Raw genomic sequence first — 22,094 nt, 5'->3', positions numbered from 1 at the left:
CGCCGAGCGATCGTCGGGGGCTTTTTCGTGGGCCGGCCTATTGGCGCCATCACCCTATAGTCGCCGTCATCCTCGGGCTTGACCCGAAGATGACGGCAAGAAGAGGCTCGCCTTCCCCGGTTGCCCCCTTCCCTCCAGCGGCTAAGGTCGTGCGTGACATTGGAGGGGACGCCATCATGAAGAAGACCACGCTCACCGCTATCCTGGCCGCCGTGCTGGCGGCCGGTTCCGCGCCCGCCATCGCCCAAACCGCAGGCGACGCCGCCGCGCTCAAGGCGGCGGTCAAGGCGGACTACGACGCCAACCTCGTCGCCCTGTTCGACCACTTCCACCGCAACCCGGAGCTGTCCGGCCTCGAGGTCCAGACCGCCGCCCGCATGGCGCAGGAACTGCGCACGCTCGGCTATGACGTGACCACCGGCGTCGGCGGCACGGGCGTGGTCGCCGTCCTGCGCAACGGCCCCGGCCCCACGGTCATGATCCGCGCCGACATGGACGGCTTGCCGGTCGAGGAGAAGTCGGGCCTCGCCAACGCCTCCACCGCCCGTCAGGTCGACAGCGACGGGGTGGAGAAGCCCGTCATGCACGCCTGCGGCCACGATGTGCATATCACCGCCCTGGTCGGCACGGCGCGCCAGATGCAGGCGCGCAAGGCCAACTGGTCCGGCACGCTCGTCCTGATCGCCCAACCGGCCGAGGAGCGCATCTTCGGCGCCCGCGCCATGGTCGAGGACGGCCTCTATTCCCGCTTCCCGAAACCTGACTACGCCCTGGCCTTCCATGTCTCGGCCGACACCCCGACCGGCAGGATCGAGGCGCCGCTGGGCATCACCTCTTCCAGCTCGGACAGCGTGGACATCGCCGTCCATGGCGTCGGCACGCACGGCGCCTCGCCGCACCTGGGGGTCGATCCCATCCTGGTCGCCTCGCACATCGTGGTGGCGCTGCAGTCCCTGCGCAGTCGCGAGACCAATCCGCTGGACGGCGCCGTGGTCACGGTCGGCGCCATTCGCGGCGGCATCAAGCACAACATCATCTCCGACCGCGTGGACCTGCAGCTGACCGTCCGCGCCGACAGCCCCGAGGTGCGCGCCCAGCTGCTGGACGGCATCGACCGCATCGCCCGGAACACGGCCCTGGCCCTGGGCGTGCCGGACGACAAGCTGCCGACCGTGGTGCGCTCCAAGCTGGAAAACACCCCGCCGACCATCAACGACGCCGAGACCGCCGCCCGCGTGCGCGCCGCCCTGACGGCGGGCCTGGGCGACGACATCCTGATCGACAAGCCGCGCGGCGGCATGGGCGCCGAGGACTTCGCCTATTTCGTCACCCCCGAGAGTGGCGTGAAGGGCGTCTATTTCAGCGTCGGCGGCACCCCTCCCGCACAGGTGGACGACGCCGCCGGCCACCATTCGCCCCTGTTCCGCATCACGCCCGAACCCGCCGTCACCCTGGGCGTCGAAGGCTCGGTCCTGGCCGCCGAGGCCCTGATGCCCAAACGCTAGGCAAGGGGCGCTGAACCCGGCGGCGTCCCGACCGTTCCTCAGGCAGGTTCCGCTTCCAGAGGAGACGCCGTCCATGCCCCTGTCTCGCCTTTCCACCTTGCTGGGCGGCCTGCTGCTGTCGCGCCGAGGACGCAGCCTGGCCGCCCGCCATGCAGGCAAGATCGCCCTGGCGACCCTGGCCTGGCGGTTGTGGAAGAGCCGCCGCGCGCCGATCCAGGGCGCACAGCGCGCCCGGACGGCTTCAGCCGCGCCGCACCGCCGTCAGCGCTGGAGCGGACGGCGCCGCTGACCGCACTGTATCCGGACGACGAAACCCCGACCGGCCGTCGGCGTTAACACCTTCATGCGTCTGTCCGTTCTTCAGGTCATCGCCGCCCTGTTCGCGGCCGTCTGTCTCGTCATCGCCTTCATCGCCGCGGGCGTCGCGGTGGTATCGGGCGTCTTCATGCTTCTGGCCGTCGCCGCCCTGGGCTTCATCGCCTGGACCGCCCTGCGGCGTGCATTCAGCAAGGATCGCGGGCCGTCGTCCCCGCCCGCGCCGCCCTCCGGGCCGTAAGAAAGCGCTGAAACACGGCTGCGCGCTTGCGTCGCGCGAGATGGCGCCGTTTCGCCATCTTGAGTTTGGGCGTCGGGCGCCCTACCTTCCTTGGCCGGTCACGCAACGCCCCCGTGGCCGCAGCGGTACCGGAACGTCTCTCACCTGTCTTCGGGCGTAGCAAGAAACTCACGACACAATGGAAAAAGTGCCGATGACGGCCGAGGGATATCGCTCCCTCGACGATCAACTCAAGCAATTGAAATCGGTGGAACGACCCAGCGTGATCGCCGCCATCGCGGAAGCCCGCGAACATGGCGATCTGTCTGAAAACGCCGAATACCACGCAGCCAAGGAACGCCAGGGCTGGATCGAAGGCTCGATCGCCGAGATCGAGGACAAGCTGTCGCGCGCCCAGGTGATCGACGTGTCCAAGCTGTCGGGCAACCAGGTCAAGTTCGGCGCCACCGTCACCTTCGTAGACGAGGACACCGAGGAAGAGGGCGTCTATCAGATCGTCGGCGAACACGAAGCCGACGTGAAGCTGGGCAAGATCTCCATCGCCTCGCCGATCGCCCGCGCCCTGATCTCGAAAGAGGTCGGCGACGTGGTCGAGGTCAACACGCCCGGCGGCGTGAAGGCCTATGAGATCCTCAAGGTCGAGTGGAAGTAAGCTCCGCCGACATCGAGGCTGAAGGCAGGGCGCGCGGCACAACCGCGCGCCCTCTTTCCATCTGGGTCGTGTCCGACGGCCGCACCGGCATCCAGAACCAGGCCCTGGGCCTGGCCGAGGCCGTCGCCCGCCTGACGCCGGCCGAGATCGCCGTAAAGACGGTCCGCTGGCGCCCCGCCTTCGACCGCTGGCCGTCGGCGCTGAAGACCCCCGCCATGCTGGCGCCGGGGTCGTTCGATCCGCGCAGCATCGCCGAATGGCCCGACCTGTGGGTCGCCACCGGCCGCGCCAGCCTGCCGTTGTCGGCGCGCGTGCGCGACTGGAGCTGCGGCAAGACCTTCGTGGTCCAGACCCAGGACCCGCGCTGGCGCAACGACCGTTACGACCTGATCGTCGCCCCCGCCCATGACGGCCTCCGCGGCCCCAACGTCCTGTCGATCACCGGCAGCCCGCACCGCATCACCCGTGAAAAACTGGCCGCGGCCGCGCCCGCCTTCGCCGCGCGCATCGCCCCCCTGCCCCATCCGCGCGTGGCGGTGATGGTCGGCGGCGCGTCCGCCGCCTTCGACCTGCCGCCCGCCCACGCCGCCGACCTGGCCCAGCGGATCGCCGAGGCCGTATCGGCTGCGGACGGCTCCCTGCTGCTGACCTATTCGCGCCGCACGCCCGAGGCGGCCAAGGCGGCGATGACCGAGCGCCTGTCGGCCCTGCCCGGCTGGATCTGGGACGGCGAGGGCGACAACCCCCTGTTCGCCATGCTGGACGGCGCCGACCACATCCTCGTCACCGAGGACAGCGCCAACATGGCCGCCGAAGCCGCCTCGACCGGTACGCCCGTCCACATCCTGCCGATGGTGGCGAAGAAGGCGCCGGGCAAGTTCGCGCGCCTGCACGCCGACCTTCAGGCCCGCGGCGCCGCCCGCCCCTTCGACGGGACGCTGGCGCCCTGGACCTATGAGCCGCTGAACGAGACCGAACGCGCCGCCCGCGCCGTGCTGGCCGCGATGCGTCGAGCCTAGTCGCCGCCGCCGTCAGACGCGTCGCTGTGGTGGCTGTTCACGCAGGGAACGCTGTCCGTCAGCGGCGCAGCCTCTTCAGTCTTCTTGTCCGCTCGCTTGACGCCGCTCAGCCCCATCAGGGCCACGCCCAGACCCGAACCGATGGCCACGCCCAGCGCCAGCCACATCGCCAGATTGTCGGTCGCCGCACCGATCCCGGCGCCGATCGCGATGCCCGCGCCGATGCCGACCGGCATCCAGACCGCATTGTTCACCTGTTTCATCTCGTCTCCCCTCATTGAAATCCCGACCTAACCCAGTGACAGCCGGGCCAGATTCTGATCGCCGCGCTGACAAGCCGGCCCGTTCTCGGCGCGGATCGACACCCCCGCCGCCGCCAGTTCAGACAAGAAGACCTGTCCGGCGTCCGGCTGGGCCTCGCGCCCCTCGGCCGCCGGGACGCCCGGCGCAGGTCGGCACAGGCTCACCGCCGGCGCGGCCCGCCAGCGCGCCAGCGCCCAGACCATGCGGACGCGCGCCTCGGCGTCGCCCAGATCGACTGCCTTCGGCTCCTGCACCGGCGGCGTCACCCACACGTCCACCCCGTCGAACCGCGCCCGCAGGGCGGCTTCCAGAGCATAGGCGCTGTCCAGGTCCAGCCCGGCGTCGGGCCGCAACAGGACGATGGCGCGCCGCCCCTCGGCGTCCGTCATCACCGCGTCGGTGGCGAAGGGCACGGCCTCGGCCAGGCGGTTGCGCAGGGCCGCCGCCGGATCGGGAGCCGCCGTCTGGCTGGTCTGGACGGCGCGGGCCGCCGCCTGAGGATCGGCCACGACGATCTGGTCCAGCGTCGCCGATACCGGCACATGCAGCGCCGCCGTCAGCCGCTCCTGCAGGCGCGCCTGGGCGTCGGCCACCAGCTTGCGCGTGCTGACCAGGGTCGAGACGGTCACGCCGCGCCCCTCGCTGCGGGCGTCCAGCAGGGTGATGCGCGACTCGGCGCCGGCGAAGATGTCCTCGACCGCAACACGGGTCTCGGCCGTGGCCCGGCTCTCCAGCGCGATGCTGCGCAGCGACAGGGCCAGCGGCACGGCCAGCAGGACAAAGACCACCATGACCGCCACCCCGCGCCACGGCTTGGGCCGCTCCAGCAGGCGCGGCCGGAAGCCGTAGAAGCCCGCCGTCACCGTCGCCGCCAGGGCGATCGCCACCAGGTTGGTCATGAACAGGAAGAAGGCGCCCCCCGCGATACTCAGGTCGCCGGTCCCCAGGCCGAAGCCCACCGTCGCGACCGGCGGCATCAGGGCGGTGGCGATGGCCACGCCGATGATGGTCTCGCCGCGCTGCCGGATCACCGCATAGGCGCCCGCGACGCCGGAAAAAACCGCGATCAGCAGGTCGAAGAAGTTGGGCCGGGTGCGGGCCAGGATCTCGGCCGTCGGCTCCTTCAGCGGCGACAGCAGAGTCAGCAGGATCGCCACGAACAAGGCCAGCCCCACCCCGACGCCCAGCGCCGTCAGCGACTGCTTCAGCTCGTTCCAGTCCAGCAGGGCCAGGGAGAAGCCCAGGGCCACGATCGGCCCCATCATCGGCGACACCAGCATGGCCCCGATCACCACCGCCGGCGACGACAGCATCAGGCCCAGGGCCGCGATGGCCGCCGAGATCACCGTCATCATCAGATAGCGGCCGCTGAGCCCGCCGTTCTCATAGACGGCCTGTGCGGCCTCGGCGTGATCCACGCCACGTCGAGCGCTGACCAGCAGGCGGCGCAGCAGGTTTCGGGTCTGGGCGGCGGCAGGCGTTTCGGCGGTCATCCCCGTTTCATATCGCTCCATGAAACGTGACGGAACGACAGGCGTCGCGAAATCGGGAATCAGCGCCTAAATAGGAGCCATGACCCAAGCCAAAGTCCCAGCCCGTACTGTCCGTGTCGCCATCATCGGTTCCGGCCCCGCCGGCTGGACCGCCGCCATCTACGCCGCCCGCGCCTCGCTGAACCCCGTGATCATCGCCGGCCTGCAGCCCGGCGGCCAGCTGACCATCACCACGGACGTCGAGAACTATCCCGGCTTCGCCGAGACCATCCAGGGCCCCTGGCTGATGCAGCAGATGCAGGCCCAGGCCGAGCACGTCGGCACAGAGGTCATCCACGACATCGTCACCCAGGCCGACCTGTCCCAACGCCCCTTCCGCCTGACGCTGGACTCGGGCGCTGAAATCCTGGCCGAGACCGTCATCATCTCCACCGGCGCCCAGGCCAAGTGGCTGGGCCTGGACTCAGAGGCTGAGTATCAAGGCTTCGGCGTCTCGGCTTGCGCCACCTGCGACGGCTTCTTCTATCGCGGCAAGCAGGTCGTGGTGGTCGGCGGCGGCAACACCGCCGTCGAGGAAGCCCTGTTCCTGACCAACTTCGCCGAGACCGTCACCGTGGTTCACCGCCGCGACGAGTTCCGCGCCGAGAAGATCCTGCAGGACCGCCTGTTCGCCCATCCCAAGATCAAGGTCGTCTGGGACGTGGCCGTCGAGGAAGTCGTCGGCGTCGTCGACGGCGTGGCCCGCAACGTCACCGGCGTGCGCCTGAAGAACGTCAAGACCGGCGAGATCCGCGAAATCCCCGCCGACGGCGTCTTCATCGCCATCGGCCACGCACCCTCGTCCGAGCTGTTCAAGGGCCAGTTGGAGACCAACTCCGGCGGCTACCTGCGGGTCAAGCCGGGCACGGCCGCGACCGCCATCGAGGGCGTCTGGGCCGCCGGCGACGTCACCGACGACGTCTACCGCCAGGCTGTCACGGCGGCGGGCATGGGCTGCATGGCCGCGCTGGAAGCCGCCCGCTTCCTCGCCGAAGAAGACCACAAGACCGCCCAGAACCCCATCAGCCACAAGGAAGCCGAGAAGATCGGCGCCTGGTGAGGGAAAACGCGCAAGAAAGAGAGCGAGCATGCGAGGGGGAACAGCTTGGATCATCGCTCTTTTTCTGGCGCTGTCGTCGCCTGCGACCGCGCAAAACCCGGAAGCAGAACCGTCCCGCTGGTCGGGCGTCCTGATCTTCCCGGTCGCCATACATCCCATCCGCGCGTCCGGTGCGGACCAGCCCGGGCATCTGTTCGACTTCACCCTGTCCAGGGTCGCAGCACGAACCGTCGCGCGCGATATCCCTTCGACTGGTCCAGGCGAGACAACAATCACCCCTGACCAGCCGCTCTGGCTCGCCGCTTTGACCGGCACGGGCAAGGTCGTTTTCTGCACCGACCAGAACCACTTCATCCGCTGCCTTCGTGATGCGGACGACGACGGGCGGTTCGAGCAGATGTGGTTCGCCCTGCGCGGCGGGTGCACCCTTTTGCGCGAGGCCGCCTGTCGCGAACCCACCCCACTCGCCTACCAGGGGCGCGCCCCTATTGCCGGCGAACCTGTCGCCTATTCGACGCCTGCCCCCTCAGCCTTGCGCGACCCTCGCGCCATGTCAGGACAGGCTCGCGTGATCTGGAACCGACGCGCCGGCGTGTATGAAGTCATGCTGGAAACAGGCGCAGGACGACGCAAGAACCTCCTGCCTGGCGCGTTCGCACCAGTCCGTCCTGAAATTCCGGCGGGTCCGGCCCTACTTGATCAAGGCGGCGTAAGGGTTCTGATCGAAGGCGTTGAGGCGAACGGCGACGTCCGCATCGGGCAAATCGATCTGCCCGCCGAGTTCGGCGCCTACTTCCCCCCAGCACGCTAGCCGTCTTCAGCGCGCCTCCGCCTGCCCTGTTCGGGACTGGTGGCCCAGGAAGACCGTCACGGTCGGATGCGCGGCCGCGAAGCTGCGTAACCGCTCGGCGGACGCTTCAGCGTCGGCGCGGGCGGCGGCTGCGACCGGCTGCGGCATCTGCTGCTCCCAACCCAGGCGGGTGCTGACCGCATCGCCGACCACCAGCTTCGGCCCGTCCACTGCATTGACCAGATAGGCGGTCGATCCCGCCGAATGCCCCGGCGTGCTGATGGCCCAGATCGAACCGTCGCCGAAAACGTCCAGCACCCCAGCGAACCGGCCGTCGGGGTCCGGCTGGAATCGCCACTCGCGCAGAGGGCCGTAGCCGCGCAGGGCGGCGTCCGCCGGGCGGCCCAGCACCAGGTTCACGCGACTGCGTTCCTGAGCCTCGCCTGCGCCCACATAGACCGGCGTCGTGACCGGCAGGTCGACCAGCCCGCCCACATGGTCGAAATGCAGATGGGTCAGGAAGACGGCGCGCGGCGGCGTCTGGCCGTCCAGCCACTGGGCCGTGGTGCGCGCGATGCGGACATCAAGGTCGGACACCGCCCGGCGCATCAGGCCGTTCAGTCGATCCCCCAGTTCAGCCGACACCCCGCTGTCGATCATCACCCGGCCGAAACGGGGATGATCGACGACATAGGCGTAGATCGTCGCCTCCTCATCGCCCTTGGGAACGGCCGCCGTACGTGGATCCTTGCGGTCGATGAAGACCCCTCGTCCCGCCGTCCACTGGGCGAAACGAACGCGCTCGAAGGTCACGACGCCGGGCCGCGCCAGGCTCGCCTCCAGCGCCGAAGCACGCGACGCCGCGCCCAGATCGGAGGCCGTCAACGGGTGACGGCTGGCCGGGGTGGCGCAACCGGCCAGCAGGGCCGCCAGAGCCAGACTCGCGATCACGGGCGCCCCGCGCCCTTGGCCTTGATGCGACATGTCGTATCCTTGGTTGAGTTGTTGTTCATATCGAAATACATAAAAATATAGCCGTCAATCGAATTGGAACAGCGTTATCCCATGGCGGTCGTCGTCGCCCTGCCCCCGCCGGTTCCGCTGGAGCCTGACGCCTTCGTCCGCATCCGGCGGCTCAGCCGCCCGCTGGAGTGGCTGTTCACGGTGCTGTTCGCGCTGGGCGCCGCCCTCTTGGCGATCGCCGTCGTGGCCGTGCTGACCTATGTCGGAACCCGGCTTCAGGTCCGCCCCGGCGGGATGCAGATCTATATCGAGGCGACGGTCCCGCCCGTGCCGCCCGGCTGGACCACCGTCGGCGCCCTGCCCTGGGTTCAGAAGATCGCCCTGGCTCTGTCGGCCAGCGTGATGATGGTCCCCGCCCTGGCGGTGCTGTGGGGGTTGCGACGACTATTCCGCCTCTATGGCTCAGGCGTCGTCCTGACCCAGGAGAACGCCCGCTGCATGGGCGGCATCGCCCTGTGGCTGATGGCCTACGCCGTGGCTCCGACGCTCGGCCATGTCCTGGTGACGCTGGCGGGTTTCGACGACGAGGGCTGGCTGAGGATCGATAGCGCCAAGGCCCTGGCGCTGGGACTGATCCTGTTCGTGGTGGCGCGGGTCATGGCCTGGGGCGCCGAGGTGCACGACGACGCCTCGCGGTTCGTCTGATGCCCATCATCGTGCGGCTGGACGTGATGATGGCGCGGCGCAAGGTGCGCTCGAACGTGCTGGCGCGCGCCATCGGCATTTCCGAGACCAACCTGTCGCTGTTGAAGTCGGGCAAGGTGCGCGGCCTGCGCTTCGCCACCCTGGACGCCATCTGCCGCTATCTGGACTGCAGCCCGGCCGACATTCTGGAATACGCGCCCGACGCCTCAGAAACGGACGACGACGCGGTTCGCAAGACCGGCACGGGCTGATCGCCCGCCCTTCACCCCTGCGGCTTGCCGACCTCTTCGACGGCCATCGGCGTAACGCCCGCAGGCGGCGGCGCGGTCACGGTCACGCTGGGGACTGCGCCGGTCTCGAAAGCCTTCAACCGTTCGTTGATGGCGGCGATCTCGTCCTTGCCGGCCTGACGACGGCCGCCCAGGCTGGCGATGCCGACGACACGGGTCTGGCCGTCGATCTCGACCGTGCGCAGTTCGCCCGATTTGGCGCCGTCCAGGGCCGCTTCCACGCTGTCAGCGGCCGTGGCCAGCAAGACGCGCGACTGGGCGAAGCGGGCCTCGTCGATCGACGGCTCGCGGCCGGAATAGGCGGTGACGAAGGCGGCCGTCTCTCCGGCCGCGCCCTTCCAGCGATAGAAGATGTGCGCCCCGACCTGGGTGATCTTGGCCAGGCTGGGCGACCACCATGGATGGACGTAGTCGGCGTGGTAGTGGGTGGCCGTGCCGACGCGCTCGGACACATAGCCGTTCAGGGCGCGCGCCGCGACCCGTTCGGCCCGGTCCCAGGCCCAGCGCACCGACCCGCGCGCCAGCGAGCCGTCGCAGGTGAAGCTGAACTGACAGCCCGTGGTCCGCTCAGCGCCCTGATAGACGACGCCGCAGACGCTGGCGGGATAGTTGGGATCGCGCACCCGGTTCAGCACGACCTGAGCTACGCCCTCCTGGCCCTCGGTCGGCTCCAGCGCCGCCTCGTAATAGACCGCCTGGGTCAGGCAGCGCAGGGCGCGCTTGCGCGACGCCTCGTCCGCCGGACGGAAGACGAAGGGCCGCGCGGGCTGAAGCGCGCCCAAGGCGTTGGGCATGGCGGCGTTCAATTGCTGGGCGGCGACGCCGACCGCGCCCTGATCCAGGCTGGGCTTGCCGCCCAGGGTCAGGCTCTCCCATCCGGGGGTCAGGCCGTAAAGCTCAGGCAGGCCCAGCACCGGATCGTGCCGCCGGGCGATCGCCAGCTGTCCCGCATCCATTCGCGCCGTCACCGCCGCCAGACCATCCGGGCCCAGGTCCCCGCCAGTGGCGCGCGCCACCGCCTCGGCGGTGCGGTCGATGTCGGGCCGGGGGGTCGAACTGGCCGACATGGCCACGCCCATGACCGCCACGGTGACAGCCATGGCGGCGGGCGCCGCAGCCATGGCCCGGCGTCCGGTCGTCTTCAGCGGCGTGAGGCGGCCGAGGTTCATGCGATGTCCGTATAGCGGCGTCTGACGGCGCCGGAAATCAGCGATCTGCATGACCGCCCAATCCGGCGCTTTTCAGACGCGAAGATTACCGTTCCGTGAGGCAGGAACGGCCATTCCCTTCGCCTTAACGGTCGCCCAGGCTGGAGCGCAGCATCCAGGCGGCCTTTTCGTGGGCGGCCAGGCGTTGCGTCATCAGGTCGACCGAGGCTTCGTCCCCGACCTCGTCGGCGGCGTCCAGGGCGGCGCGGGCGGTGGCGATGACCACGCCGTGGTCCTTGATCAGCTCCTTGAGCATCTCCGACGAATCCTTCTCGGGATCGCCGTCCTTGATCGAGGTCAGGTTGGCGAAGGCCGAGCCGCTCTGCGGGGCCAGTTCGCCCAGGGCGCGGATACGCTCTGCGATATCGTCCAGCGCGGCCCAGATTTCGCGGTACTGCTCTTCCAGCAGGTTGTGCAGGCTGAAGAACTCCGGCCCGCGCACGTTCCAGTGATAGCCGTGCGTCTTCAGATAGAGGGCGTAGCTGTCGGCCAGAGCCTTGGACAGTTCGCGCGCGACGTCGGCGCGTTCCTTGGGCTTAAGACCGGTGTCGATGGCGTTCATGACGGCTCCCATTGGCAGTGCTGAGTGAAGATCAGCCTTGCAGTTAGGTCGTCGCGCCCGCGATCCAAGGGGCGGGCGGCGAGCCGCTGCAGGAATCTTCGTCCCTGTAACGCTACAGCCGCATGAGCGTTGCCCCTCCCCGACCGGGAAGGGGCGCATGACGCCTGCTTAGCGCTGGCGCGCCTTGCGGGCGGCGTAACGCGCGTCGCGGGCCGCCTTCTGCTCTTCCTTGGTCAGCTGCTTGCGCTCCTTGCGGGCGGCGCGCTTGGCGGCGTCGACTTCGTCCTGAGCGGCCATTTCGGCGGCCAGACGGATCGCGTCCTGCTCGGCCTTCTCGCGGCGCACCTCGGCCTTGGCCAGTTCGTGCTGCTGGCGGATCGCCTCCTTCTCGGCGGCGCGCTTTTCGGCCAGTTTCTCGAACTCGGGATCCTGAACCGTCGGCTTCGGCTTGAACCGGGCCAGCAGGGCTTGTTTGGCGTCTTTCTGGGCGGACAGGCGGTCGTTGAAGCCGGTGTTCTTGAGGTCGCGCATGCTGAGAGGCGGGTGTCCTTGATAGGGAATGGAGACGGCGAAAAAGACCGATCGCCGAAGCGACGGCCGCAGATCAGGTCGGAAGGCGCATCTCGGCGCACTCGACCCGGCGCGAGGCCAAAGCCGAATTTCGCGCCGAAATCAAGCTCTACGGCCCGTTTTCATGGGATTTAGCGGCAATGGGGCCGCCAGGACGCAGAATGCGGCCGCTCGACGCGGCCGCATCCATGCCGATGGATCAGTGCGGCTTCTGGGCGTGGCCGACCGCCGCACCGGCGGCGCCGCCGACCGCCGCGCCGACCGGACCGGCCACCACGGCCCCGGCGACCGCGCCGGTGGCCGCCTTCTGTTCAATGCTGTGGCCGCAGGCCGACAGGGCCAGGGCTCCGGCGCCGGCCAGCGCCAGGACGGCCAGGCGGGAAGCGATGCGGGTCATGGGGTCAACTCCTTGAAATAGCACAGCTTGCAACGCGAGAGTCGCAAGCAGGTTCCCATCTATGGCGCGACTCTGACATCCAAGATGTCGCACCCCACTCAATAGCTTATTCACCCACACTCCGCTCCACTCTCAATCTTCGCACAACATACAAATACAGTCTTCGCAAGAAACTCTAAGGCGCAATTTCGTCACGATTAAAAACACGAGAAACAACGACTGAAAGTCATTTCATCTATGCTGCGAAAATTACAATTCTAGCGAATCAGTCACATTGAGGCCATGATCGGGTGGATAAAGGCCCGCCTTCGAGGGCCGGCGTTCAGTCGGCGTTCGCCCGACCCGCTTAAGCGCGACGCGTCCTTGTCGCCGGGGTTCGGGATCTACGGGGGCGGCATCCTCGCCCTGTTGTACAGGACTACGCCTTTGTTTCTCTCCTCGCAGACGCGTGCGCTGATGCACGCCGCCCGCTCATTCCGCCTGCGCCCCACGACGGCAGCGGCGGCGTTCGGCGGCGTCGTCGGCCTCGCAGTCGGAGGGGCCTATCTGGGCGGCCTGGCCGCCCAGGCCTCGACCGTGCGCGCCCAGGCGGAACGCCTGCAAGGCGCCGGCGCCGGCGGCTATACCCAGGAAGCCCTGGCCGAAGCGGCCGGCGGCCTGGACGCCAGCGCCCTGACCATCGCCCACCGCCACGACCCCTATTCCGTCGCCGGATCGGCCCAGCGCGATCGCCAGTCCGAACTGTTGACCGCCCGCCTGGAGCAGCTTCAGGGTCAGGACGGCCTGCGTCGCGCCAGCCTGCAGGGGAACGGCGCGACCAAGGTCTCCGCCGCCCGTCCTTTCCGCCTCGACGGCGCTCTGGATCAGTCGCGCGACCTCGATTGCCTGACGCAGGCCGTCTATTATGAAGCGCGCGGCGAAGGCCGCGACGGCATGAAGGCCGTGGCCCAGGTGGTGCTGAACCGCGCCCGCCACCCCGCCTTCCCCAACACCGTCTGCAGCGTCGTCTATCAGGGCGCCAACCGCAGCACGGGCTGCCAGTTCAGCTTCACCTGCAACGGCGCCATGCGCGGCGCCGTCAATCGCAGCGCCTGGAACCGCGCCCGCGAAGTGGCGACCAAGGCCCTGTCGGGCCAGGTGTTCGCCGCCGTCGGCAACGCCACCCACTTCCACACCACCGCCGTCTCGCCGTCATGGCGCAACAGCCTGGTGCGTGTGAACCAGGTCGGCGACCACCTGTTCTACCGCTTCGGCGGCCGTTCGGGCGCCAACCAGGCCTTCGCCTACAACCCGCGCCCGTCGGGTCCGGCCGAGCAGGCCCCGCGCCTGATCCAGGCCAGCCTCGATCCGGTCGAGACCGCCCGCAGCGCCTCGGGCGCCGTGGCCTACACCGCCGTCCTGGCGCGCGAGGCCCTGACGTCCGGCGGCAAGACGGAGGAGCGCCCGGCCGCGCCCCGCGCCGCGACGACGCCCGCAGCGGTCGCCGCAACGCCGGCTTCGGCCAAGCCTGCCGCCGCGACCGCCACGGTCAACGCCGAAGCCTGATCGTCCGACAGACCGTCACGCTCGGGACCAGCCCAAGGACGGCGGCGGTCGGCGTCAGGCTCAGCGCGCGTCCAGTCCGATGTCCAGCTGGGCGACCGAATGGGTCAGGGCGCCCACGGAGATCACGTCGACGCCGGTCGCGGCGATGCCGGCAAGCGTGCTCAGGTTCACACCGCCCGACGCCTCCAGCACCACCGGCCCGAAGGTGCTGTTGCGCACGCGCCGCACCGCCTCGGCCATGTCGTCCAGGCTGAAGTTGTCCAGCATGATGACGTCCGGCCGCTCGGGCAGAACCTCGTCCAGCTGATCCAGCCCGTCGACCTCGACCTCGACCTTCATCAGATGCGGGGCGAAGGCCTTGGCGCGGCGCACCGCCTCGCCCGCGCCGCCGCAGACGGCGACGTGGTTGTCCTTGATCAGGATGGCGTCATCCAGACCGAAGCGATGGTTCAGCCCGCCGCCGCAGGCGACTGCGTGCTTCTCCAGCGCCCGTAGCCCCGGCGTGGTCTTGCGGGTGTCGGCGATGCGCGCCTTCGTCCCCTCGACCGCCTGCACATAGGTCCGCGTCAGGGTCGCGATCCCGCACATCCGGCCCAAAAGGTTCAACGCCGTCCGTTCCGCCGCCAGCAGGGCGCGGGCGTTCGCCTCGACCGCCACCAGCACGGTTTCAGCCTCGAACGCCTCGCCGTCGGCGACTTGGATCGTCACCCTCGCCTGAGGGTCAAGCGCATGGACGGCGATCCGCACCACCGCCCCGCCCGCCATCACCCCGGCCTGACGCGCCGAGAAGACGGCGCTGAAGCGGGCGTCCTCAGGAATGCAGGCCTGCGCCGTCACATCGCCCGTGCGCCCCAGATCCTCGGCCAGCGCCATGCGCACCACGGGCTCGATCAGCAGGTCCGGCAGGGTTCGGGTCACGGATACGTCCTTCGTCATTCAGATCACGGCCGCCAGGGCGGCGAGCGTCGCCGCCTCGGCCTCTTCGTCGCGTGCAGGTTCAACCGTCCGGCGCATCCGCGTGTGCTCCGCCTTGTGCAGGCTGTCGGGGAAGTCGCGGCGATAGTGGCCGCCCCGGCTCTCGCGTCGGTTCAGCGCCCCCTCGGCGACCAGCCTCGCCGCCGTCAGGCACGCTGCCGCTGGATGCGCCTTCGCCAGATCGTCGATCAGGGCCAGCAGCGCCGTCAGCCCCGCCTCGTCCCGCACCACGCCCGCATGGCGCGTCATGGCGGCGCGCAAGGCGGCCAGCGCCTCGGGCGGCAAATCCGTCATCGCCTGCACCGCCGCCAGCGGCCGCCGCTCGGGCTGGACCTCGGCCGCCGCCGCCCGCCCCGCGCGCCGCCCGAAGGCGCCCGCTTCCAACAGGGAGTTGGACGCCAGCCGGTTGGCCCCATGCACCCCCGTCGCCGCGCATTCGCCGATGGCGAACAGGCCGGGGACGGTCGTGCGCCCCTCATCGTCCGCAACGATCCCGCCCATGTGATAGTGGGCCGCCGCCGCTACCGGAATCGGGCTCACGCGCGGGTCCAGACCCGCCCTCATGCAGGCGGCGAAGACGGCCGGAAACTCATGCGGAAAGGCCTCGCCCACCGCCTTGGTCGCATCGAGGAAGGCCCCGCGCCCCTCGATACGCGCCGCGTGCACCGCCCGCGCCACGATGTCCCGCGGCGCCAGATCGGCGTCAGGATGGTCGCCCAGCAGGAAGGCGCCGTTTCCATCGACCAGCCGCGCCCCCTCGCCGCGCAGGGCCTCGGTCGCCAGCGGCGCCGGGTCCAGCCCCACGTCGATGGCTGTCGGGTGAAATTGCACGAACTCGGGGTCCAGAATCTCAGCCCCGGCCTGATACGCCAGCGCCAGCCCCTCGCCGCGCAGAGCCGACGGATTGGTCGTCGCCTCAAACAGGCCGCCGATCCCCCCGGTCGCCAGCACCACGGCGGGCGCGAACACCTCGTCCAGACGACCGCCGCGCCGCTCGATCACCGCGCCGCGCACCCGGCCGTCGACGTCGCGGATCAGGCCGCGCAGCCGCCCGTCTTCCCAGATCTCAATGGCCTTCGTCGCCCGCGCGGCGGCGACCACGGCCGACAGGATGGCCCGGCCCGCGCCGTCGCCGCCCACCCGCGCCACGCGCGGCAGGCTGTGCGCCGCCTCCAGACTGACGGAGAAGCCGCCGTCGTCGTCGCGGTCGAAGGGCGCGCCCAGCGCCGCCAGCCACTCGACCGTCTCGCGCCCCCGCTCAGTCAGCGCGCGCGCCGCCTCAGCCTCGACCAGACCCGTGCCCGCGCCTTCGGTGTCCTTCGCGTGCAGGGCCGCGCTGTCCTGCGGCGACAGGGCCGCCGCCATGCCGCCCTGCGCCCACGCCGAGGAACAGGCGCTCAACAGCGGCTCAGGCGTCACCACCAGCACCCTGCCCTCCGCGCCGAGCGCCCCGGCCGCCTCCAGCGCCGCCGACAGGCCCGCCAGCCCGCCGCCGATGATCAGAGGCCCGTCATGCCAGATGCGCGCCATTCGCCTAACGGCCTCCCACGCCGAAGAAGCGCAGACCCATCTCCAGCGCCGGCTCGACCGCCCCGCCCGTCAGCGGCAGCAGGGCGCCGATCGCCGCCGCCGCGCAGACCACCGCCGTCAGCAGATACAGGGCCAGGCTGCGTCCCGCCTCGGGCCAGCTCAACTGTCCCCACGCCGCGCGCCAGACGCCCCGCTTCAGATGACCGAACACCGCCAGCCCCAGGAAGACCGCGAGGATGAACCGCCCCGTCGACACGCCCCACCACACGGCCAGACCGCCGATGAGCAGCAGCACGACCTGCTCCAGCCGCGGATGCACCCGCGTCAGCACCGGCCCCAGCGCCTTGGACCCGTCCAGCGGCGGCGCAGGCAGCAGGTTCAGCAGATTGATCATGGCGATGAAGAAAGCGCCCATCAGCCATTCCTGCGACTGCATCGCCAGTCCGACCCCCACGAAGGGGATCATGGCCAGAAGCCCGAACGCGGGCCCCGCCAGCGACACCAGCACCCCGTGCCATTCGCTCTTCGGTTCGCGCTGGCCCTTCGCCAGCCCGCCCAGGAAGGGGATGATGTAGATGCGCGCCGGGCCCATGCCGACACGGTTCATCGCCAGCACATGGCCGTACTCATGCACGAACAGGCCGAACAGCACCGCCCCCGCCACAACCCAACTGCCGGTCAGGAACCACAGGAACCCCGCCATCAGCAGGGTCGAGACCACCGCCCAGACCGGGTGCTGCCCCTTGTCCTCCTGCAGCGCTTCATGGCGCGCGCTGTAGCGGGGCGCCTCACGCTCAGGCGCAGGCGCCGAGCCGTCGCGAGACCCCCAAGGCCCCTCGACGCTCATCCTTCTCCCCTCGGGGGAGAAGGTGGACGGCGGAGCCGGACGGATGAGGGGGACGCCAGCCACACCCTCGCCGTCTCGCCCGTATCCGACAGCCCCCTCATCCGAGGCGCTGCACGCCCCACCTTCTCCCCCAAGGGGAGAAGGATTGCGGACAGGGCCATCAGATCAGCTCCACATCGACATGATGCCGCGCCTTGACCAGGTCATAACGCGCCGGCTTCGACGGCGGCGGCAGGTCGATCATCCGCTGCACCGCCAGGCGCGCCTTCTCCAGCATGTCTTCGGGGACCGTCACCTCGAACTGCATGTGCAGCAGGCAGTCGCGGATGTTCTCCAGCGTGATGCGCTTCATGTGCGGGCACAGGTTGCACGGGCCGACGAACTCCACCTCGGGCACGTCGCCCTTGATGTTCGAGGCCATCGAGCATTCGGTAATCAGCACCACCCGCTTGGGCCGGCGCTGTTCGACATATTCGGTCATGGCGGCGGTCGAACCGGCGAAGTCGGCGGCGCGCAAGATCTCTTCAGGGCATTCGGGGTGGGCCAGAACCTCGGCGTCCGGCCAGGCGTCGCGCATATCGGCGATGTCCTGCGTGGTGAAGCGCTTGTGCACCTCGCAGTGGCCCGCCCAGGCGATGATGCCCACCGTCGTCTGGGCCGCCACGTTGCGCGCCAGATATTCGTCGGGGATCAGGATGACCTTGTCGACGCCCCACTCCTTCGCCGCCCATTCGACGACCTGAACGGCGTTGGCGCTGGTGCAGCAGATGTCGGTCTCGGCCTTCACATCGGCCGTGGTGTTCACATAGGTGACGACCGGCAGGCCCGGATGCCGCTCCTTGATCAGCCGCACGTCCGCCCCGGTGATCGAGGACGCCAGCGAACAGCCCGCGCGCAGGTCGGGGATCAGCACCGTCTTGTCCGGCGACAGGATCTTGGACGTCTCGGCCATGAAGTGAACGCCCGCCTGGACGATCACCTTGGCGCTGGACCGCGCGGCCTCCTTGGCCAGCCCCAGGCTGTCGCCGACATAGTCGCCCACGCCGTGAAAGATCTCGGGCGTCATATAGTTGTGGGCCAGGATGACCGCGTCGCGCTCGCGCTTCAGCCGGTTGATCTCGCTGATCAGCCGCGCCTGTTCGGGCCATTCCAGCGGCGTGACGTGGTCCTTGACCTTGTCCCACACCGGGGCGGTTTCCTCCGCCAGTTCCTTCGACAGACCGAAAGCGCCGTCCGCCATCGTCCCTACTCCCTCAACGACCGTCTGCGCGGCCCCGACTTATGCTCAAACTTAGCATAAGCAGGCGCAATGTAGGCCGTTCCGCACACGGCGCAAGGGAAATCGCCTCAGTCCTCGAGGGTGAACAGGGCGTCCAGCGGCACGCCCAGCGCCTGCGCCAGCATCAGGGCCACAAGGACGGACGGGGTGAAGACCTCGTTCTCCACCGTGTTCACCGTCTTGCGCGACAGCCCGGCCCGGTCGGCCAGTTCCTGCTGCGTCAGGACCGCCGCCGTGCGCACGGCCTTCAGCTTCACGACCAGACGCGGATCAGCCACCGGAGGCCCGCCGATCCAGTTGCCAGTAACGCAGCCCCGCCGCCGAGGCGGTGACGAACATCAGCCCCGGCATGGCCGCCACCGCCGCCTGCGGCTTCCACAGGCCGAGGGCGAAGACGAGCAAAAGGCCAATCATGGCGATGCCGAGGGCTGCGTTCAGAGCGCTACGCCGGAACGACAGCGTCAGTTCGTCCTCCAGCAACCGCTTCATCTTCTTGTCGCCGGGATTGTCCAGACCGGCGACCATCATCAGCAGCACCGCTGAAACCATCGGCGACAGCCCTACCATAACCCAGTGCTGTGTGTTCACCTGACCTCCAGCAATCGCCCACGCCGAGATCGTGCCCTGAAGGACAAGATAGAGCGACGTGAGCGGCATAATCGCCATCGTCACAGCCCGCTTCTTTTGAACGCTATCGCGGTATCCGCCTCTGGCGTTCTCGACACGGATGGTGTCGCCGTCGGGCAAAAAACGACCCGCCAGAGGAAAGGAGGCATGACGACGCCCAGGCCCACAAAGGCCAGCACAACTCCGACGACCGCCATCCAGCCTTCGCTGTTCTTCGCAATGCCAACGCCCAGCACGCCCGCGGTCACACCCAGTCCGCCCAGCGCCGCAACCATCTGCAACCGGCTTACCCGCCGCCGCTCGTTCGCCTTCGCCCGCTGCAGATCGTCGTCCATCGGAGTCTCCCGTGATACCTACAGGTTACATATCACCTACGGGTTACATCGCAAGCGCGATCTACAGCGCCTCAGCCCCTAGCCGCGCCGTCCACAGCGCCGCGCGTTTCTTCAGCTCGTCCTTGCGGGCCATGTCCGACAGATCGGGCGACAGGCGGTCCAGTTGCTCGAAGCGGAAGCAGTCGGAGCCGTGCGCCTTCCATTCCGCCTGCAGCGAGGCGAACGGGCTGCCGCCGGTCTTCAGCGAGAACCACATGCCGTTCTGCTGGGTGTCGATATGGCGGCTCTGCCCCACCCAGGTGCGGCCCGTAGCGGAACAGATGACGGCAAACACCCCGGCGATGACGGGGCGCTCCTTATAGGCGGCGACCAGCGCCTTTCGTTCGGTCAGATGCATGAGAGGACTCCATATTTACCCGGATGATATAGGCTATTATTTTATCCGGGTAAATAAACAACACGCGACGCACGCCGCTGCACCGCAACAGGCAATCTGTTGCTCTTCATGCGCAATCCGACCTAGACGATAGGTCATTCGATCCCGGCTATAGGTCGACCAGAGATATAATCGTGCAAGACACCGTCCGCCGCATCCTGACCGCGCGCGTCTATGACGTGGCCGAGGAGACCCCGCTCGACCCGCTGCAACGGCTGTCGGCGCGGATCGGGCGGCCCGCCCTGCTGAAGCGCGAGGATCTGCAGCCGGTCTTCTCGTTCAAGATCCGCGGCGCCTACAACAAGATCGCGGCCCTCAGCCAGGCCGAGCTGGCGCGCGGCGTCATCTGCGCCTCGGCGGGCAATCACGCGCAGGGGGTGGCGCTGGCGGCGGCCAAGCGCGGGGCGGCGGCGACCATCGTCATGCCGACCACCACGCCGGGCATCAAGGTGGCGGCGGTTCGGGGGCTGGGCGGTCAGGTCGTGCTGCACGGCGAGAGCTTCGACGACGCCTACGCCCACGCCCGCGCGCTGGAGAAGGAAACCGGCGCCGCCTTCGTCCATCCGTTCGACGACCCCGACGTCATCGCCGGGCAAGGCACGGTCGGGCTGGAGATCCTGCGCCAGCACCCCGATCCGATCGACGCCATCTTCATCCCCATCGGCGGCGGCGGGTTGGCGGCGGGCGTAGCGGCCATCATCCGCTTCCTGCGGCCCGAGACGCGCCTGATCGGCGTCGAGCCCGCCGAGGCCCCGACGATGAAGAGCGCCATCGACGCCGGGCGCGTGGTCGACCTGGATCAGGTCGGCCTGTTCGCCGACGGTGTGGCCGTGCGTCGCGCGGGCGACGAGACCTTCCGCCTGTGCCGCGACCTGCTGAACGAGATCGTGCTGGTCGACGCCGACGCCATCTGCGCCGCGGTGAAGGACATCTTCGACGACGTGCGCGCCGTGGCCGAACCGTCAGGCGCCGTCGCCCTGGCCGGGCTGAAAGCCTGGGCCGCGCGCAATCCGGGATCGGGGGCGCTGGTCGCGATCAACTCGGGCGCCAACGTCAATTTCGATCGCCTGCGCCACGTCGCCGAACGGGCCGAGATCGGCGAGGGCGCCGAGGCCCTGTTCGCCGTCTCCATGCCCGACCGGCGCGACGACTATCACCGCTTCCTGCGCAGCCTGGACGGCCGCTCGATCACGGAATTCAACTACCGCTGGTCCGGCGACGGCACGGCACAGATCTTCGTCGGCGTGGCCCTGCGCGACGGCGCCGCCGAGCGCGAAAATCTCATCAGCCGCCTGACCGCCGACGGCTATTCCGTCGTGGACATGAGCGACAATGAAACGGCCAAGCTGCACGTCCGCCACATGGTCGGCGGGCGCACCATCGGCCTGCCGCACGAGCGGCTGCTGCGCTTTGAGTTCCCTGAGCGGCCCGGCGCCTTCCTGCGCTTCCTCAACAGCCTTCAGCCCGCCTGGGCGCTGACGCTGTTCCATTACCGCAACCACGGCGACGATGCGGGCCGGGTGCTGGCGGGCGTCAGCGTCCCGCCGCATCAGCAGGCGGCTTTGGCCTCAGCGCTGGACGAACTGGGCTACCCCTACGTCGACGAGACCGACAACCCGGCTTGCCGCCTGTTCCTGGACGGATCGACCTAGCCTCGCCGCCGGGCGAAACAGCGCCAGACGAACACGACGGCGATCACCGCCAGCGTCACGAGGGCCACCGCCCCGTGCGACATCTCCAGAAAGCCGGTCTGCCATGGATGCTGGGCGCGTGTGGCGGCGTCGAACGTCCACCAGGTGTCCGATCCTCGAACGCTGGCGCCCCGCCGGATCATCTCGCCGCCGAGGCGCTCCGCCATGATCGGCCGCACCACGCCGTTCAGCAGGACGCCGATCGCCAGCGGGACCACATACCAGAGGGAATCGATCAGGGCCTTGCGCCGCAGCGTCGTCATGGCCGGAACCAGAGAAGCCCCGTTGGCCAATGTCAACGCCGCCGCGCGGGCTTTACGCCCGGCTGATCGCTTCGGCGATCTCTTCGACCGAACGCGCCGTCAGATCCTTGGGAATCTCGCCGACCAGACGTTCCTCCAACGCCTTGTGCCAATGCTTGCGCAACTGGCCCAGGGTCTTGGGCGCGGCGACCACGGCCAGGGCCTCGATCTTGTTGGTCAGGGCCATGTGGTTCAGCGCCTCGGCCACCCCCATGGCGAAGCCGTCCTCGGCCTGGGTGTCGTTGTCGGGGTTGGCGTCGCTGGATCGGCGGCCCGGCGCGCCGGACAGGCGTTCGGGGATCTCGGGCGTCGCCATCGGCTTGAGCTGGATGTCGAGGTTGTGGCCGGTGTTGCGGAACAGGCTCAGCTTCTCGCCGTCGGCGACGGCGACCAGGGCCCCGTTGGGCAGGTTCAT

General features: G+C 69.2%; 28 protein-coding genes. 11 read left to right on the top strand and 17 right to left on the bottom strand.

Features of this window, described 5'->3' with window-relative positions; all coding sequences use genetic code 11:
• The first annotated feature begins 176 nt into the window (after nt 1-176).
• The 5 genes from AC3IPP_RS02185 to AC3IPP_RS02165 all read left to right on the top strand — a co-directional run bounded on the left by AC3IPP_RS02185 (nt 177) and on the right by AC3IPP_RS02165 (nt 3,732).
• Nucleotides 177-1,505 (top strand): amidohydrolase, encoded by a 1,329-nt coding sequence (locus tag AC3IPP_RS02185; RefSeq protein WP_489150186.1) that lies wholly within the window; start codon nt 177-179, stop codon nt 1,503-1,505.
• 73 nt (nt 1,506-1,578) lie between these two features.
• A complete protein-coding gene (locus AC3IPP_RS02180) occupies nt 1,579-1,794 on the top strand; it encodes a cysteine protease (RefSeq protein ID WP_087139935.1) in 216 nt (71 codons plus the stop codon).
• Nucleotides 1,795-1,848: 54 nt separating this feature from the next.
• Nucleotides 1,849-2,061 carry a hypothetical protein gene (locus AC3IPP_RS02175; RefSeq protein WP_087139934.1) on the top strand — a complete coding sequence of 71 codons (213 nt, stop codon included), beginning with the start codon at nt 1,849-1,851 and terminating at the stop codon, nt 2,059-2,061.
• A 178-nt stretch (nt 2,062-2,239) separates the two neighbouring features.
• Nucleotides 2,240-2,713 (top strand): transcription elongation factor GreA, encoded by a 474-nt coding sequence (gene greA / locus AC3IPP_RS02170; RefSeq protein ID WP_087139933.1) that lies wholly within the window; start codon nt 2,240-2,242, stop codon nt 2,711-2,713.
• Nucleotides 2,704-3,732: a mitochondrial fission ELM1 family protein gene (locus AC3IPP_RS02165; RefSeq protein ID WP_489150185.1), complete on the top strand. Its 1,029-nt coding sequence runs from the start codon at nt 2,704-2,706 to the stop codon at nt 3,730-3,732. Before greA ends, AC3IPP_RS02165 begins: the two co-directional genes overlap by 10 nt.
• Here the strand turns inward: AC3IPP_RS02165 and AC3IPP_RS02160 are convergent.
• Both AC3IPP_RS02160 and AC3IPP_RS02155 read right to left on the bottom strand, forming a co-directional pair.
• Nucleotides 3,729-3,995, bottom strand: coding sequence for a glycine zipper domain-containing protein (locus tag AC3IPP_RS02160; RefSeq protein ID WP_489150184.1), 267 nt, complete (start codon nt 3,993-3,995; stop codon nt 3,729-3,731). The two genes, AC3IPP_RS02165 and AC3IPP_RS02160, sit on opposite strands and share 4 nt — an antisense overlap.
• A 27-nt stretch (nt 3,996-4,022) precedes the next feature.
• Nucleotides 4,023-5,528, bottom strand: coding sequence for a TIGR00341 family protein (locus AC3IPP_RS02155; RefSeq protein ID WP_489150183.1), 1,506 nt, complete (start codon nt 5,526-5,528; stop codon nt 4,023-4,025).
• A 79-nt stretch (nt 5,529-5,607) separates the two neighbouring features.
• Here AC3IPP_RS02155 and trxB point away from each other — a divergent pair, with 79 nt between their 5' ends.
• Nucleotides 5,608-6,627, top strand: a complete 1,020-nt coding sequence (gene trxB, locus AC3IPP_RS02150; RefSeq protein WP_489150182.1) for a thioredoxin-disulfide reductase — start codon at nt 5,608-5,610, stop codon at nt 6,625-6,627.
• Between the two features lie 28 nt (nt 6,628-6,655).
• Complete coding sequence (locus AC3IPP_RS02145) at nt 6,656-7,438, top strand: hypothetical protein (protein ID WP_489150181.1); 783 nt, start codon at nt 6,656-6,658, stop codon at nt 7,436-7,438.
• Nucleotides 7,439-7,444: 6 nt separating this feature from the next.
• Here the strand turns inward: AC3IPP_RS02145 and AC3IPP_RS02140 are convergent, their stop codons facing one another.
• The gene (locus tag AC3IPP_RS02140; RefSeq protein WP_489150180.1) at nt 7,445-8,401 is read right to left on the bottom strand and encodes an MBL fold metallo-hydrolase; all 957 of its coding nucleotides are present in this window, start codon (nt 8,399-8,401) and stop codon (nt 7,445-7,447) included.
• An 81-nt stretch (nt 8,402-8,482) separates the two neighbouring features.
• Here AC3IPP_RS02140 and AC3IPP_RS02135 point away from each other — a divergent pair, with 81 nt between their 5' ends.
• Nucleotides 8,483-9,085, top strand: coding sequence for a DUF2975 domain-containing protein (locus tag AC3IPP_RS02135; protein WP_489150179.1), 603 nt, complete (start codon nt 8,483-8,485; stop codon nt 9,083-9,085).
• Nucleotides 9,085-9,336, top strand: coding sequence for a helix-turn-helix domain-containing protein (locus AC3IPP_RS02130; RefSeq protein WP_087139927.1), 252 nt, complete (start codon nt 9,085-9,087; stop codon nt 9,334-9,336). The genes AC3IPP_RS02135 and AC3IPP_RS02130 overlap by 1 nt, the downstream gene beginning before the upstream one ends.
• An 11-nt stretch (nt 9,337-9,347) precedes the next feature.
• Here AC3IPP_RS02130 and AC3IPP_RS02125 read toward each other — a convergent pair whose 3' ends face one another.
• The 4 genes from AC3IPP_RS02125 to AC3IPP_RS02110 all read right to left on the bottom strand — a co-directional run bounded on the left by AC3IPP_RS02125 (nt 9,348) and on the right by AC3IPP_RS02110 (nt 12,112).
• Nucleotides 9,348-10,595, bottom strand: coding sequence for a cell wall hydrolase (locus AC3IPP_RS02125; protein ID WP_489150178.1), 1,248 nt, complete (start codon nt 10,593-10,595; stop codon nt 9,348-9,350).
• Between the two features lie 73 nt (nt 10,596-10,668).
• Nucleotides 10,669-11,145 (bottom strand): Dps family protein, encoded by a 477-nt coding sequence (locus tag AC3IPP_RS02120; RefSeq protein WP_313577247.1) that lies wholly within the window; start codon nt 11,143-11,145, stop codon nt 10,669-10,671.
• A 168-nt stretch (nt 11,146-11,313) separates the two neighbouring features.
• Nucleotides 11,314-11,676: a DUF6481 family protein gene (locus AC3IPP_RS02115; RefSeq protein ID WP_087139926.1), complete on the bottom strand. Its 363-nt coding sequence runs from the start codon at nt 11,674-11,676 to the stop codon at nt 11,314-11,316.
• 238 nt (nt 11,677-11,914) lie between these two features.
• Nucleotides 11,915-12,112: a hypothetical protein gene (locus AC3IPP_RS02110; protein WP_125900540.1), complete on the bottom strand. Its 198-nt coding sequence runs from the start codon at nt 12,110-12,112 to the stop codon at nt 11,915-11,917.
• 456 nt (nt 12,113-12,568) lie between these two features.
• Between AC3IPP_RS02110 and AC3IPP_RS02105 the strand changes: the two genes are divergently transcribed.
• Nucleotides 12,569-13,657: a cell wall hydrolase gene (locus tag AC3IPP_RS02105; protein ID WP_087139923.1), complete on the top strand. Its 1,089-nt coding sequence runs from the start codon at nt 12,569-12,571 to the stop codon at nt 13,655-13,657.
• A 60-nt stretch (nt 13,658-13,717) separates the two neighbouring features.
• On the opposite strand, the gene nadC is transcribed toward AC3IPP_RS02105, so the two are convergent.
• The 8 genes from nadC to AC3IPP_RS02065 form a co-directional block, all read right to left on the bottom strand.
• The gene (gene nadC / locus AC3IPP_RS02100) at nt 13,718-14,593 is read right to left on the bottom strand and encodes a carboxylating nicotinate-nucleotide diphosphorylase (protein WP_087139921.1); all 876 of its coding nucleotides are present in this window, start codon (nt 14,591-14,593) and stop codon (nt 13,718-13,720) included.
• Nucleotides 14,594-16,162, bottom strand: coding sequence for an L-aspartate oxidase (locus tag AC3IPP_RS02095; RefSeq protein WP_489150176.1), 1,569 nt, complete (start codon nt 16,160-16,162; stop codon nt 14,594-14,596). It lies immediately after the preceding gene.
• A 4-nt stretch (nt 16,163-16,166) separates the two neighbouring features.
• Entirely contained in the window at nt 16,167-17,009 is an 843-nt protein-coding gene (locus AC3IPP_RS02090; RefSeq protein WP_489150175.1) for a metalloprotease, read from the bottom strand.
• Between the two features lie 160 nt (nt 17,010-17,169).
• Nucleotides 17,170-18,249, bottom strand: coding sequence for a quinolinate synthase NadA (gene nadA, locus AC3IPP_RS02085; protein ID WP_489150174.1), 1,080 nt, complete (start codon nt 18,247-18,249; stop codon nt 17,170-17,172).
• A 107-nt stretch (nt 18,250-18,356) separates the two neighbouring features.
• Nucleotides 18,357-18,566, bottom strand: a complete 210-nt coding sequence (locus AC3IPP_RS02080; protein WP_489150173.1) for a helix-turn-helix transcriptional regulator — start codon at nt 18,564-18,566, stop codon at nt 18,357-18,359.
• Nucleotides 18,559-18,960, bottom strand: a complete 402-nt coding sequence (locus AC3IPP_RS02075) for a hypothetical protein (RefSeq protein WP_489150172.1) — start codon at nt 18,958-18,960, stop codon at nt 18,559-18,561. The genes AC3IPP_RS02080 and AC3IPP_RS02075 overlap by 8 nt, the downstream gene beginning before the upstream one ends.
• Nucleotides 18,957-19,250, bottom strand: coding sequence for a hypothetical protein (locus tag AC3IPP_RS02070; RefSeq protein ID WP_489150171.1), 294 nt, complete (start codon nt 19,248-19,250; stop codon nt 18,957-18,959). Before AC3IPP_RS02070 ends, AC3IPP_RS02075 begins: the two co-directional genes overlap by 4 nt.
• Before the next feature lie 61 nt (nt 19,251-19,311).
• Entirely contained in the window at nt 19,312-19,647 is a 336-nt protein-coding gene (locus AC3IPP_RS02065) for a GIY-YIG nuclease family protein (protein ID WP_087139910.1), read from the bottom strand.
• Between the two features lie 173 nt (nt 19,648-19,820).
• Between AC3IPP_RS02065 and ilvA the strand changes: the two genes are divergently transcribed.
• Nucleotides 19,821-21,338 carry a threonine ammonia-lyase, biosynthetic gene (ilvA, locus tag AC3IPP_RS02060; protein ID WP_489150170.1) on the top strand — a complete coding sequence of 506 codons (1,518 nt, stop codon included), beginning with the start codon at nt 19,821-19,823 and terminating at the stop codon, nt 21,336-21,338.
• Here the strand turns inward: ilvA and AC3IPP_RS02055 are convergent.
• Both AC3IPP_RS02055 and AC3IPP_RS02050 read right to left on the bottom strand, forming a co-directional pair.
• On the bottom strand, nt 21,335-21,640 hold the full coding sequence (locus AC3IPP_RS02055; protein ID WP_489150169.1) for a hypothetical protein: 306 nt from the start codon (nt 21,638-21,640) through the stop codon (nt 21,335-21,337). The two genes, ilvA and AC3IPP_RS02055, sit on opposite strands and share 4 nt — an antisense overlap.
• Nucleotides 21,641-21,692: 52 nt before the next feature.
• Complete coding sequence (locus AC3IPP_RS02050) at nt 21,693-22,094, bottom strand: host attachment family protein (RefSeq protein WP_489150168.1); 402 nt, start codon at nt 22,092-22,094, stop codon at nt 21,693-21,695.

Source organism: Brevundimonas sp. KH_060, assembly GCF_057838275.1.
This window is presented reverse-complemented; position numbering and strand designations above follow the sequence as displayed.